This is a genomic window from Neptuniibacter sp. (assembly GCF_024231755.1).
Classification (GTDB): Bacteria; Pseudomonadota; Gammaproteobacteria; order Pseudomonadales; family Balneatricaceae; genus Neptuniibacter.
This window is the reverse complement of the sequence record NZ_JAAEQH010000307.1, coordinates 1-13,072: the sequence shown is the minus strand read 5'-3', so window position 1 is coordinate 13,072 and position 13,072 is coordinate 1. Positions and strand designations below refer to the sequence as shown.

The following is a 13,072-nucleotide window of genomic DNA, read 5'->3' as shown; positions in this document are numbered from 1 at the left end:
GATCTGTATCTCTGCCATTTTCTCTTAGATCAGTCAGAGGAAGAGCATCCACAAAATCCGGACTTCTTCCTGGTTGATTTACACCGTGCACAAATCCGTAGCCAAGTACCTGAACGTTGGTTGGTAAAAGATGTGGCTAGTATCTATTTTTCGGCGATGGATATTGGCCTGACGCAACGGGATGTGTTCCGTTTTATTAAGGCCTACACCGGCTTGTCACTTCGAGAAGCTTTGCAGCAGAAGCAGGATTTTTGGCAAAAAGTACAGGCTCGGGCGCGTCAGCTTTATATCAGGGACTGGAAGCGTGAACCAAATGACTTGTTCGCAAAGCAGCAATAATGCTTTCTATCGCTGAAGACTAAGCAGGCTTCAAGGGTATTCTTCTCGGGATATCCAGAATGCTGTTCTCCAGCTCATTAGGCTGTTTGCCACCTAAAAAACACCTATAGAAGCCGCAGATTGGGATTTGGTTGCACCAAATAGGCCTGCCAGAGGAGTCTGTCATTTTTGATTATTCTCAGGGCTGCACTTCATCTTGTCAGCTATGTTAGAATGGCTACTTTCCTTGAATACCGCTCGGTATTCCGCATGATTAACCATTGTAGATTCCATAAATGAGTAACTCTGATCAGATTCAGCGAATCCTGTTTGATGAACTGGATATTCGTGGTGTTGTTAGCGGTCTGGAACAGACCTGTAGTGACTGTTTTGCAAACCATGATTACCCGCCTGCTATTCAGCAGGTATTGGGAGAGATGCTAGCGGCTGTTTGCCTGTTAAGTTCCAATCTGAAGTTTGAAGGGCGCCTGATCCTCCAGGCTCAGGGGCAGGGTGATGTTCGTCTGTTGATGGCGGAATGTACCCATAATCATGATCTACGTGCGATTGCTCGTTTTGATGGTGATATTAAAGACGATGCTAACTTCATTGATCTGTTGCCTCAGGGGCAGGTAGTGATTACTGTTGAGCCGGAAAAAGGGCAGCGCTATCAGGGTGTTGTACCGCTGGTGGGAGATAACCTGGCCGCTTGCCTGGAAAACTACTTTGTTAGTTCTGAGCAGTTGCCTACGCAAGTACATCTGGCTTCAGACGGTGAAAAAGCGGCAGGAATGTTACTTCAGGTTTTGCCAGCCGAAGGTACCGGTGAAGAGGATTGGGAGCGGATCAGTCATCTGGCATCAACACTAAAAAGTGAAGAGCTGCTGACGTTAGATAATGAAACACTGCTCTATCGCCTATTTCATGAAGAGCAGTGCCGCTTGTATGAAGCTGATGACGTTCGTTTTAAATGCACTTGTTCGCGTGAACGAAGCGCTGCTTCACTGAAAATGATGGATAAGCAGGAACTGGTTGGTGTGATTGAAGAGCGGGGGCAGATCGACGTGAACTGTCAGTTCTGTAATGCCCACTATCAGTTCGATCTGGCTGATATTGAAGCCCTTTTTGTTGAGGGTGGAGCCGCTTCAGGTTCTGATCAAATACATTAAATTGTATTAATTGATTAAATTTGAGTCAGGTCAAATGCGAATTGCTTTCAATAATGGCGCAACGAGCAATTTTTGTGCATAATACGCGCCTCATAATTATGACAAACACGCCTTATAGGTAACGTTATTGGCGCCTATGCCAAGGGAACCCAGTAATGACCAAAGATTCTACTAATATTGCGCACCAAAATTTAAGCCCGGCTCAGCTGGTTGAGAAAGCTGTAGCTAACAGCGAAGGTATTCTTGCTGATTCTGGTGCTCTGGTTGTAACTACAGGTAAGCGCACAGGTCGTTCACCGATGGATCGTTTCATCGTGGATGAGCCAAGCACTTCTGATTCTATCGATTGGGGCAACATCAACCGCCCATTCGATGCTGACAAATTTGACGCGCTGTGGACTCGTGTAGAAGAGTTCGTAGCTGACAAAGAACACTATGTGGCGAATGTTCACGTAGGTTCTGATCCTAATCATTATCTTGCTGTTAAGATGACTACTCAGACTGCATGGCAGAACCTGTTTGGTCAGAACCTGTTCATTCGCCCAGCGGAATACAACCCGAAGGCTAAAGAAGAGTGGCAGATCCTGAACGTTGCCGGTTTCGAATGTGAGCCTGAGCGTGACGGTACGAACAGCGATGGCTGCGTAATCATCAACTTCGCTAAACGTAAAGTACTGCTGGCTGGCATGCGTTACGCTGGTGAGATGAAGAAAGCGATGTTCTCTGTACAGAACTTCCTGCTGCCTGAGAAAGATGTACTGCCAATGCACTGCTCTGCAAACGTTGGTGATGACAACAGCACAACTTTGTTCTTCGGTCTGTCTGGCACAGGTAAAACAACGCTGTCTGCTGATCCTTCTCGTTACCTGATTGGTGATGATGAGCACGGTTGGGGCAAAGGTGTGGTATTTAACCTGGAAGGTGGTTGCTACGCTAAAACTATCAACCTGAGTCAGAAGAACGAACCAATCATCTGGGACGCTATCCGCTTTGGTGCGATCGTAGAGAACGTTGCTCTGAACGATGCGCGTACTGCTGATTACGATGATACTTCCCTGACTGAAAACGGTCGTTGTGCATACCCGCTGCAGCATGTTGAAAAACGTACTGTATCGAACATGGGTGAAGAGCCAGATTCAATCGTATTCCTGACTTGTGACCTGACAGGCGTACTGCCTCCAGTGTCTATCCTTACTAAAGAAGCGGCTGCGTACCACTTCCTGTCTGGCTACACTGCACTGGTTGGTTCTACAGAGATGGGCTCCGGTGGTGGCATCAAGTCTACGTTCTCTACTTGCTTCGGTGCTCCGTTCTTCCCACGTCCAGCACGTGTTTACGCAGAGCTACTGATGAAGCGTATCGAAGAGTTCGGTTCTAAAGTTTACCTGGTTAACACTGGTTGGACTGGTGGTGCTTACGGTACTGGTGAACGTTTCAGCATTCCAACAACACGTGGCATCATCTCTGCAATCCAGAATGGTTCCCTTAACGGTGTTGAAACTCAGAAGCTGGAAGGTTTGAACCTGGAAGTTCCTGTTGCTGTAGACGGTGTTGAAACTCGCCTGTTGAATCCTCGCGATACTTGGGCTGATAAGTCCGGTTACGATGCTACTGCAAATGACCTGATCGGTCAGTTCGTAGAGAACTTCAAGAAATTTGAAGGTGTTTCTGAAGAGATCATTGCTGCGGGTCCTAAGCTGTAATAAAGCTTGCCTGAAGTTATCTAATAAAGCCGCATAGAAATATGCGGCTTTTTTGTTTTATATCATTCCTTTCTTTCCCTCATTTCTGTATTACTGAACCTGAACTGTTGGTTGGTTTCCCCGCTTAATTCTCTTAAGTCGTTATTTTATGGGAGCTGCCGAGCTTCAATGGGGCGTGTTACCCTCAGGTCGACTGCTTGTTTCAACTGGCTGTTCTGGCTTGACCAAACTATTTACTTTACGGTTTAGGATGAATCAGTGGTTAATGACGTGTTTGGCAGTACAAAAGTGGCCCAAGAAAGTCTTAGTGCTCTGCTCTCCAGATTGCCTTGTATCCTGTATCAGTGCTTAAACGATATGCACTGGACCATGACGTATCTTAGTGATGGTTGTAGAAATCTGACCGGGTATACAGCTGAGGCTCTTCTTCACAATCAGCAACTCTCATTTAATGATCTTATTCATCCTGATGATCGCGAGTGGACCTTTGCTGCGGTTGAGCGGGCATTGGCGCAAAAGAAAGCTTTTACCCATCAATACCGGATTATCACTGCCAGTGGTGAAGAGAAGTGGGTCTGGGAGCAAGGTGTTGGTGTTTGGGATGAATCTGGGCAGTTGCAGTATCTGGAAGGTTTTATTACTGATGTTACTGAGCAGAAGCATGAGCGCGATGCTCTAAAAAACTCGTTGGGAGAACGGGATAAGGAATTGCTGCTGAATGTCACCTTGCTTAACGAATATCGTAAAGCGGTAGATGAGGGGGCGATTGTATCCAAGACTGATAGTCAGGGTGTTATTACTTATGCCAACAAGCTGTTTTGTGATATTTCCGGCTACACGTTAAATGAGCTCATAGGTCGTAAACACAGTCTTTTACGCCATAGTGATATGCCTACTGAACTGTTTACTCAGATGTGGCAGACAATCACTTCAAAACAAGTCTGGAAAGGTGTGATTAAAAATCGTAATAAGCAGGGGGAAGCTTACTATGTTCAATCCACTATAGTGCCTATTCTTAAGCCGGATGGTTCCATCTATGAATTTATGTCTATTAGGCACGATATTACCGATCTCATTCGTCAGACCCGGCAAATCCAAAGGCAAACCACTGACCATCTGACTCAGTTGCCGAACAGGCAGAAACTGATTGAAGATTTGCAAACCGATAAGGTCTGGAAACTGGCCGTATTTAATATCGAGCGTTTTAGCGAGGTAAATGAATACTACGGTTTAGATGTGGGTGATGCTTTATTGCAGAAAACAGCTGATCTGATGTCGAAGTTTGGGCATCAGCTCCGCCTGAAGCTATATAAGTTGTCTGGGGATGAGTTTGCTTTCCTTTGTGATGAGCGGATGGACAGTGAAGATTTCATCTCTTCATGTCGAAAGGCGTTAGACATGCTGGAGACAACTAACATTGAAGTTGATGGAAACAGCTTCAATCTTAGTATGGTGGTGGGCATATCTGAGCAGCGTAACTATTACATAAACGCTGAAATAGCGATGAATCACGCTAGAAATAATCATAAGCGTTTGGTTTGTTTTGATAATCAGGTCGAAATTAAGGATCAACTGGAAAAAAATGTGTGCTGGACCCGGGTCTTGAAAGCAGCACTGCGTGATGAACGGTTGGTTGTTTATGCGCAACCGGTTATTTCAAACAAGGGTGAGGAGCAGTTCAAAAAGTATGAATGTCTAGTACGTCTGATCAATGAGTCAGGTGAGGTGGTGATGCCGGGGGCTTTTCTTGAAGTAGCGAAAAAGTCACGCCTTTACACAGAGATTACGCGTAGAGTTATCAATCAGGCTTTCGAATTCTTTGCCGACAGACCCAGAGATATTTTCTCTATTAATTTGACCCTTGAAGACATTCTCGATAGCAGTGTAATGCAACTGTTACAGGATAAAGTAGAGCATAACCACATGGGCGGCCGTTTAATTCTGGAGATTGTGGAGAGTGAAGGGATTGAGAACTACGAACAGGTCAGTCGTTTTATTGCCATGATGCAGAAGTTAGGGTGTAAGGTAGCGATAGATGATTTTGGTACCGGTTACTCAAACTTTGATTATCTGATGCGCCTGAATGTGGATATCATCAAAATAGATGGCTCTATTATTCGTAATGTAGATCAGGATCGAAATGCCCAGGTTGTCGCGGATCTTGTGGTTAATTTTGCTCAGCGTTTGGGGATAAAAACTGTGGCTGAGTTTGTTCACTCAGAGGCGGTGTATAAAAAAGTTGTAGATATGCATATTGATTACTCACAAGGCTACTATCTGGCTGAGCCTGTCCCTTTGTCAGAGATCTGATTTAATCTGGTTTGTTTCTATTCGCTACATATTGCTCACTATATCCCGCTTATACTCCCCGCTAACGTGTTGAAAGATTAAGTGTTTTTAAATACTGATGCAGTAAACAAAAAAACAGTTGAACTAAATCCAGATACCGGGCTCAGAGTAGAAACATTACATTTGTGATGCTTTAAATGAAAAAATCATCATGGGCCTTAAGCCTGCGAGATGATCTAAGGAGATAGTTCTATGAGCGCGACTAAAAAACAACTACTTTTGCTTCTGCAGCTCTGGCTGTAGCTTTCAGTGCTTCTGCAATGGCGGCTGATGCCCCAGCAGGCAGTCACGGTGCTTCTATTGGCGCCGGTGATAAGGTTCATTGCTACGGGGTGCACTCCTGTAAAGGTAACTCAGATTGCAAAACTGCTGAACACAGCTGTAAAGGTCAAAATGTGTGTGGTGGTCATGGTTTCAAAGCACTATCAGCGAAAGAGTGCCTGGACAAAGGCGGTGTAATCTCTGATATCACTTCTAAGTAACTATCAAATTAGTTAAGAGGTGACGAAGATGACCTTTAGTTTTGGGCTTGGTTTACGTACCCAGCATTATCATGATTTTCTGGAAAAACCGCAGCCAGTTGATTGGCTAGAGGTCATCTCTGATAACTATATGGTCAATGGCGGTAAGCCGCTGGTCATGTTAGACAAAATCCGGGCTGATTACCCCATGGTCATGCATGGAGTCTCGATGTCGATAGGTTCTGTGAATGGCGTAGACCTGGAGTATTTGCGTAAGTTAAAACAGTTGGAGCAACGTATCCAGCCGATGTGGGTGTCAGATCATCTATGCTGGACTGGAGTCCATGGGCGCAACTTACACGATTTACTTCCTCTTCCATTTTCTGCAGAAGCATTGTGCGTTGTGAAGCGAAATGTGGAGCAGGTGCAGGAATATCTGCAGCGACCTCTGGTGCTGGAGAATGTTTCCAGTTATGTGGAGTTTAAAGAATCAGAAATGACCGAATGGGAATTTCTGACGGAAGTTTGTCAGGCAACGGGGTGTCGATTGTTGCTTGATATCAACAATATCTATGTCAGTGCATTTAATCACGGGTTTGATGCAACTGAATTTATTCAAGGAGTACCTGTCGAGAGCGTCCAACAGTTTCATCTGGCGGGGCATCAAAATAACGGTGATCACATAATCGACACGCACGATCATCCTGTTTGTAGTGATGTTTGGTCATTGTACAGAGAGGCTTTAAACCGTTTTGGCTTTGTGCCAACAATGATCGAACGTGATGATAACATCCCTGAACTTGAAGAGTTGCTTGCAGAATTGGGCCAGGCACGGACGATTGCTGACGAGGTTTTAACTCAGAGGGTCGCGGTATGAACCTTGCTGAATTACAAGCTGATTTCCAAGGTTTAGTGCTTGATAGGGAATGCCAAGGTGCCGAATGGATTTCTGGCTCAAAGCGTGGGATAACGTCAAAACGGCGTTTGGAAATCTACCATAATGCATACCGCATACGCCTAATAGGGGTTTTGCGCGATACTTTTGAGCATACGGCGTCTTACATTGGTGATGATTGGTTTGATCGATTGGCCGGCTCTTATGTAGAAGCTAATACGTCTCAGCACAGCAATATAGGTCTTTATGGTCAGGGGTTTCCAGAGCATCTTTCTGAGATGCTTGAGCACGACCAAGAAGTAGCAGAGTTAGCGCATCTTGACTGGACCTTAAGGCGAGCTTTTGATGGTCCGGATGCTGATGTTTTGACACGTGAAGTGCTTGAAAAGCTTGCTGCTAGCGGTGTTAGTGTCGAAAAGTTTTCACCAGTGCCGACACTTAAGTTGTGTTCACAGCGATATAACACATTGGATATTTGGCATGCGATCAATCAGGACGAAGTACCACCTGAAGTGGTTACCTTAGATGAGCCTGTGCATCTATTAACATGGAGAAAGGGTCACTCTCCTCACTTTAGAAGTGTCTCGGTAATCGAATATGCTGCGTTGAATTATCTTTGCGGGGGCTGTGACCTTGAAGCTATCGGTGAGGGGCTGAATGCAGACTTCCCAGACGCAGATATCGTCAATGAATTTGGCTTGATGATTGCGCGTTGGTTGGATGATGAGATTTTAACGGTTTATAACGACTAGCTTCTGATGTTCTACCCCATTAAAACGCGGTTAATTTTTCGGCATGTTAATGGGATAGTCTGGCCGCTCAAAACTGCTATTCAGTGTTACTTAAAGCGCAGCTTTATGTCCGCATTGTTAAGATATTCTGCTTCCTGCTCTAAATCAGCATGGGTCAGAGGATGATGATCCAACCAGCCTTCAGGAAATTCCATCTGTAACTTTTTGCCATCGATACTAAAAGTAATCGCGGGCAGGCGATCTTTAGAGCGGCTGCGGTGCAGGACTATAGCTAGCCTCAGGAGTACACATAAGCGTCGATAAGGTTCCTGCAGGCGTTTCGGCAGTGCTTTGAACTCATCTTTAGGGAATTTGCGGCGGTGTCCACGAACCAAAACAGCCAGTTGCTGTTGTTCGCGCGTGGTGAAACCGGGTAGATCAGAGTGGGTTAGCAGGTAGGCACTATGCTTATGGAACTGGCTATGGGCAATCGTTAAACCAATCTCATGGGTACGAGCCGCCCAACTCAGCATGTCGTAATGTTTCCGGGATAATTGCCAGCTTTCTTTGACCTGAGCCCAGGCAAGTAGAGCAGTTTGTTCAACTCGTTCAGCTTGCTCATTATCAACGTGATAGCGTTGCATAATAGCGTTGATAGTCCGGTCACGGACATCTTCATGGCGTAGGCGGCCTGCCATATCGTAAAGCACGCCTTCACGTAGCGCTCCTTCAGAAACACTCAGTTCTTTGAGGCCCAGAGCTTCAAAAATGGCGCAAAGAATGGCTACTCCGGCAGGGATCACTTTCTTTCGTTCGGGTTTGATGCCGTCGATATTGATCTCTTCGTAGTGATCAAAACCCAGTACCCTGGCTTTCAGCAACTCCAGGGCCTCTGCAGTGATTTTGTCTTTGGCGAAGCCACAGCTGACACAGGCATTACGGATCGCTTTCACAGTGCCCGACGAGCCAACAGCATTGTTCCAGCCCAGCTCTTTGTAGCGGTAGATGATAGTTTGCAGTTCAAGCAGGGCGGCTGTGTAGGCCAGCTGGAAGTTGCGCTGGTTGATGCTGCCGTCGCTAAAGAAGCGTTTCGTAAAGCTAACGCAGCCCATATGCAGGCTTTCCATCTCACGGGGTTCAAAGCGTTCGCCGATAATAAACTCGGTACTGCCACCCCCGATATCCAGAACTAGCCTGGAACCGAGATCGTCAGCCAGGGTATGGGATACGCCAAGGTAGATCAGTCGTGCTTCCTCGCGCCCAGCGATAATCTCAATCGGTGTGCCGAGAATTGCCTCGGCCTCGTCGATAAAGTCACTGCTGTTCTTGGCTTCACGTAGGGCATTAGTGCCTACAATGCGGACAGAGTCTCTAGGAAGGTCTTTTACGCGTTGTGCAAACCGGCTTAGGCAGTCGAGACCACGCTGTTTTGCTTCATCTGTGAGGTAGCGTTTTTTGTTTATACCTGCCGCTAGTTGCACCTTGTCTGACATGACATCAACGGTACGAAGTTCTCCCTGATCAAGCTGGGCTATAACGATGTGGAAACTATTTGAGCCAAGGTCAATGGCGGCAAGTAGTTCATCATTATTATCGCTGGCAGAAACCTGCTCTGTCATGTGTGGCTTACCTCATATACGGCAGTAATATCCAGAACGCTCGCTAGAGTACCAAAACTACTATCACTCTGCAGTTGCTTTTATTGGCTATATTTTACGGTGTTGATTCAGATTTGTTGAACTGATGGTTTAAGTATATAGCCAATTAATTGAGATAAATGCAGGGTTTTTGTTCTTAATCCAGTTACACAAGAGAGGTCCGGGGTGTTATCATCGGCGGTCTTACGAAAAAATAATGGGCGCAGCGGAGAAAAGTTTCCCATGAGCGAAAACATTGTAAATGTTACTGATGCTTCCTTCGAGGAAGACGTACTCAAAGCGGAAGGTGCAGTTCTGGTTGATTACTGGGCTGAATGGTGTGGTCCTTGTAAAATGATCGCTCCAGTACTTGAAGAGATCGCTAAAGAGTATGGTGATCAGCTGAAAATCTGTAAGTTGAATATCGACGAGAATAGCGAAACACCACCAAAATTTGGTATTCGTGGTATCCCGACATTGATGCTGTTTAAAGGCGGCAATGTTGAAGCTACGAAAGTAGGCGCATTGTCCAAGTCACAGCTTGCTGCTTTTATCGAAGCGAATCTGTAACTTGTACCTGTGGGGAAGTGTGGTGTGGCTAAAACATTGCACTTTCTTACCTTTTACCTATAGACACAAGGGTTTCTTCCTTTTATAGTGTCGTCAGTCTGGCCCTTCCGCTAAAGCTATATCCTTTCATTTATTAGCGTTGATGTGTTGGCCAATAATTCGAATATCTCCCTAAACTCCATCCAAATTAGCCCAGTGCTTATTTCCTTCAAACTATGAATCTTACCGAATTAAAAACAAAAAGCGTTCCTGAATTACTTGAAATCGCCAAAGGCATGGGCATGGATAATCTTGCTCGTTCCCGTAAACAGGACGTGATTTTTGCAATCCTGAAGCGCCACGCCAAAAGTGGTGAAGATATTTACGGCAATGGTGTACTTGAGATCCTGCAGGATGGCTTCGGCTTCTTGCGTTCAGCGGATTCCTCATACCTGGCTGGCCCGGATGATATCTATGTATCACCTAGCCAGATTCGCCGTTTCAACCTGCGTACTGGTGATACCATTGCAGGTAAGATTCGACCGCCTAAAGATGGAGAGCGTTATTTCGCGCTGCTGAAAGTTAACGAGATTAACTACGACAAGCCGGATAATGCCAAGAACAAGATTCTTTTCGAAAACCTGACTCCACTGTTTGCGCAGGATCGTCTGCGTATGGAACTGGGTAACGGTAGTACAGAAGATCTGACAGCACGTGTTATCGATCTGGTCTGCCCAATGGGTAAAGGCCAGCGTGCCCTGGTGGTATCGCCACCAAAAGCTGGTAAAACACTGATGCTGCAGAATATTGCAAACAGCATTACACGTAACAACCCAGAAACGCACCTGATCGTACTATTGATCGATGAGCGTCCAGAGGAAGTTACTGAGATGCAGCGTACCGTTCGCGGCGAAGTAGTTGCATCAACCTTCGATGAGCCGCCATCACGTCACGTTCAGGTGGCTGAGATGGTTATCGAGAAAGCTAAGCGTCTGACTGAGCATAAGAAAGATGTTGTTATCCTGCTGGACTCTATTACCCGTCTGGCACGTGCGTATAACACAGTTATTCCATCATCCGGTAAAGTACTAACCGGTGGTGTTGATGCTCATGCTCTGGAGCGTCCAAAGCGTTTCTTTGGTGCTGCACGTAATATCGAAGAAGGTGGCAGCCTGACAATCATCGCAACTGCGCTGGTTGATACTGGCTCCAAGATGGATGAAGTTATCTTTGAGGAGTTCAAAGGTACGGGTAACTCTGAGGTTCATCTGGATCGTAAGGTTGCTGAGAAACGCGTCTTCCCAGCGATTAATATCCGCCGTTCCGGTACTCGTCGTGAAGATCTGCTGACTTCTGAAGAAGAGCTGCAGCGCATGTGGATTCTGCGTAAGCTGCTTGATCCAATGGAAGATACTGCAGCGACTGAGTTTGTGATCGACAAACTGAAAGACTTTAAGACAAACGATGAATTCTTCCTGTCGATGAAACGGAAGTAATTTAGTTTGCGTATAAAAGGGGTAAGCATCTGCTTGCCCTTTTTTATATCTACTAGGTTTGACTATGGCGACACCAAAATATAAAGATTTACGTGACTTTATCCGTATGCTGGAAGAGCGCGGAGAACTTAAGCGGATTAAGCAGGAAATTGATCCTAATCTGGAAATGACCGAGATTAGTGATCGCACCCTGAAAGCAGGTGGTCCCGCTCTGCTGTTTGAAAACCCTAAAGGCTACGATTATCCCGTATTGGCAAACCTGTTTGGTACACCTGCGCGTGTAGCTATGGGTATGGGGGAGGAGTCTGTAGAAGCATTGCGCGAAGTTGGAAAACTCCTATCTCAGCTGAAAGAGCCTGAACCTCCTAAGGGTATGAAAGATGCCTGGGAGAAGCTTCCGATCTTTAAACAGGTTCTGAATATGGGGCCTAAAGTTGTTAAGTCTGCCGATTGCCAGAAGCATGTGATCGAAGGTGATGATGTAGATCTTAATACGCTACCAATCCAGACCTGCTGGCCCGGTGATGCTGGTCCATTGGTAACCTGGCCTTTGGTTATTACCCGCGGTCCGAATAAGGAACGTCAGAATCTGGGGATCTACCGTCAGCAGTTGATCGGTCGTAATAAACTGATTATGCGTTGGTTAGCTCACCGAGGTGGTGCATTGGATTTCCGTGAGTGGAAAGAGAAGCACCCAGGGGAGAAGTTTCCGGTTGCTGTGGCGCTAGGTGCCGATCCGGCCACTATTCTAGGTGCTGTTACTCCGGTGCCTGATACTCTGTCTGAATATGCGTTTGCTGGATTATTGCGCGGCGGCAAAACCGAAGTTACTCAATGTATCGGTAGTGATCTGCAGGTGCCTGCGAGTGCTGAGTTTATTTTGGAAGGTTATATCGACCCAGATGAAATGGCTGATGAAGGGCCATTTGGTGATCATACAGGTTACTACAATGAGGTAGATAGCTTCCCTGTCTTCACAGTAGAGCGCATCACCCACCGTAGTAAACCCATCTATCACAGCACGTACACAGGGCGTCCACCAGATGAGCCTGCCATTCTGGGAGTGGCTCTCAATGAGGTGTTCGTGCCTATTTTGCAGAAGCAGTTCCCTGAAATTGTAGATTTCTATCTGCCGCCGGAAGGTTGCTCCTACCGTATGGCGGTAGTGACCATGAAGAAGCAATACCCAGGTCATGCAAAGCGAATCATGCTGGGCGTTTGGTCATTCCTGCGACAGTTTATGTACACCAAGTTTGTGATTGTCTGCGATGATGATGTGAATGCCCGGGACTGGAATGATGTTATTTGGGCGTTAACGACCCGTATGGACCCTCAGCGCGATACAGTGATGATCGATAATACCCCAATCGACTATCTGGATTTTGCTTCCCCTGTATCTGGGCTAGGCTCCAAGATGGGCATGGACGCTACCAACAAATGGGAAGGTGAAACTGACCGTGAGTGGGGCGTGCCTATCGAGATGGATAAAGAGGTACAGAAACGGGTTGATGATATTTGGGATGATCTGGGTATTCTGGATTGAACCGGATTGAGATTGTTAACATAGGCCATACTATTACCGGTATGGCTGATGAGACGTTGCTGGAAACACTTCAACGTCTTGGCTACAAATTAAGAGTCAGCTGCCGAAATGGCGTATGTGAGATTTGTGAAGTTAAGCTGCTACAGGGCGAGATAAAACAGCGTTACCCCGAGAAGCATATAAAAATAGAAGCGAAGAGCGATGGGGAAACAGTGCTGGCT

12 protein-coding genes are annotated in these 13,072 nt (G+C 46.2%); 11 read left to right on the top strand and 1 reads right to left on the bottom strand.

Annotated elements, in window-relative coordinates:
* The 7 genes from GY843_RS18145 to GY843_RS18115 form a co-directional block, all read left to right on the top strand.
* Window positions 1-339 (top strand): lipopolysaccharide kinase InaA family protein (locus GY843_RS18145; RefSeq protein ID WP_297311729.1); only part of this gene is annotated, 339 nt, incomplete at its 5' end.
* Between the two features lie 275 nt (window positions 340-614).
* The gene (gene hslO, locus GY843_RS18140; protein ID WP_297311726.1) at window positions 615-1,487 is read left to right on the top strand and encodes an Hsp33 family molecular chaperone HslO; all 873 of its coding nucleotides are present in this window, start codon (window positions 615-617) and stop codon (window positions 1,485-1,487) included.
* 155 nt (window positions 1,488-1,642) lie between these two features.
* A complete protein-coding gene (locus GY843_RS18135) occupies window positions 1,643-3,190 on the top strand; it encodes a phosphoenolpyruvate carboxykinase (protein WP_297311725.1) in 1,548 nt (515 codons plus the stop codon).
* A 258-nt stretch (window positions 3,191-3,448) separates the two neighbouring features.
* The gene (locus GY843_RS18130) at window positions 3,449-5,500 is read left to right on the top strand and encodes an EAL domain-containing protein (RefSeq protein WP_297311724.1); all 2,052 of its coding nucleotides are present in this window, start codon (window positions 3,449-3,451) and stop codon (window positions 5,498-5,500) included.
* Window positions 5,501-5,799: 299 nt separating this feature from the next.
* Window positions 5,800-6,021, top strand: a complete 222-nt coding sequence (locus tag GY843_RS18125) for a hypothetical protein (RefSeq protein WP_297311722.1) — start codon at window positions 5,800-5,802, stop codon at window positions 6,019-6,021.
* Between the two features lie 28 nt (window positions 6,022-6,049).
* The gene (locus tag GY843_RS18120; protein WP_297311720.1) at window positions 6,050-6,877 is read left to right on the top strand and encodes a DUF692 domain-containing protein; all 828 of its coding nucleotides are present in this window, start codon (window positions 6,050-6,052) and stop codon (window positions 6,875-6,877) included.
* Window positions 6,874-7,647, top strand: a complete 774-nt coding sequence (locus GY843_RS18115; protein ID WP_297311719.1) for a DNA-binding domain-containing protein — start codon at window positions 6,874-6,876, stop codon at window positions 7,645-7,647. The genes GY843_RS18120 and GY843_RS18115 overlap by 4 nt, the downstream gene beginning before the upstream one ends.
* A gap of 86 nt (window positions 7,648-7,733) precedes the next feature.
* Here GY843_RS18115 and ppx read toward each other — a convergent pair whose 3' ends face one another.
* On the bottom strand, window positions 7,734-9,245 hold the full coding sequence (gene ppx / locus GY843_RS18110) for an exopolyphosphatase (RefSeq protein ID WP_297311717.1): 1,512 nt from the start codon (window positions 9,243-9,245) through the stop codon (window positions 7,734-7,736).
* 261 nt (window positions 9,246-9,506) lie between these two features.
* Between ppx and trxA the strand changes: the two genes are divergently transcribed.
* The 4 genes from trxA to GY843_RS18090 form a co-directional block, all read left to right on the top strand.
* Entirely contained in the window at window positions 9,507-9,833 is a 327-nt protein-coding gene (gene trxA, locus GY843_RS18105) for a thioredoxin TrxA (RefSeq protein WP_007021414.1), read from the top strand.
* A gap of 215 nt (window positions 9,834-10,048) precedes the next feature.
* A complete protein-coding gene (rho, locus tag GY843_RS18100; protein WP_297311716.1) occupies window positions 10,049-11,308 on the top strand; it encodes a transcription termination factor Rho in 1,260 nt (419 codons plus the stop codon).
* A gap of 64 nt (window positions 11,309-11,372) precedes the next feature.
* On the top strand, window positions 11,373-12,851 hold the full coding sequence (gene ubiD, locus GY843_RS18095) for a 4-hydroxy-3-polyprenylbenzoate decarboxylase (RefSeq protein ID WP_297311715.1): 1,479 nt from the start codon (window positions 11,373-11,375) through the stop codon (window positions 12,849-12,851).
* The coding region (locus tag GY843_RS18090) for a 2Fe-2S iron-sulfur cluster-binding protein (protein WP_297311713.1) at window positions 12,848-13,072 on the top strand (225 nt) is incomplete at its 3' end. The genes ubiD and GY843_RS18090, both read left to right, overlap by 4 nt.

Coding starts and splice junctions, on each gene's coding strand:
- hslO (WP_297311726.1), top strand. CDS start 615: ATGAGTAACTCTGATCAGATTCAGCGAATCCTGTTTGATGAACTGGAT.
- GY843_RS18135 (WP_297311725.1), top strand. CDS start 1,643: ATGACCAAAGATTCTACTAATATTGCGCACCAAAATTTAAGCCCGGCT.
- GY843_RS18125 (WP_297311722.1), top strand. CDS start 5,800: ATGGCGGCTGATGCCCCAGCAGGCAGTCACGGTGCTTCTATTGGCGCC.
- GY843_RS18120 (WP_297311720.1), top strand. CDS start 6,050: ATGACCTTTAGTTTTGGGCTTGGTTTACGTACCCAGCATTATCATGAT.
- GY843_RS18115 (WP_297311719.1), top strand. CDS start 6,874: ATGAACCTTGCTGAATTACAAGCTGATTTCCAAGGTTTAGTGCTTGAT.
- ppx (WP_297311717.1), bottom strand. CDS start 9,245: ATGACAGAGCAGGTTTCTGCCAGCGATAATAATGATGAACTACTTGCC.
- trxA (WP_007021414.1), top strand. CDS start 9,507: ATGAGCGAAAACATTGTAAATGTTACTGATGCTTCCTTCGAGGAAGAC.
- rho (WP_297311716.1), top strand. CDS start 10,049: ATGAATCTTACCGAATTAAAAACAAAAAGCGTTCCTGAATTACTTGAA.
- ubiD (WP_297311715.1), top strand. CDS start 11,373: ATGGCGACACCAAAATATAAAGATTTACGTGACTTTATCCGTATGCTG.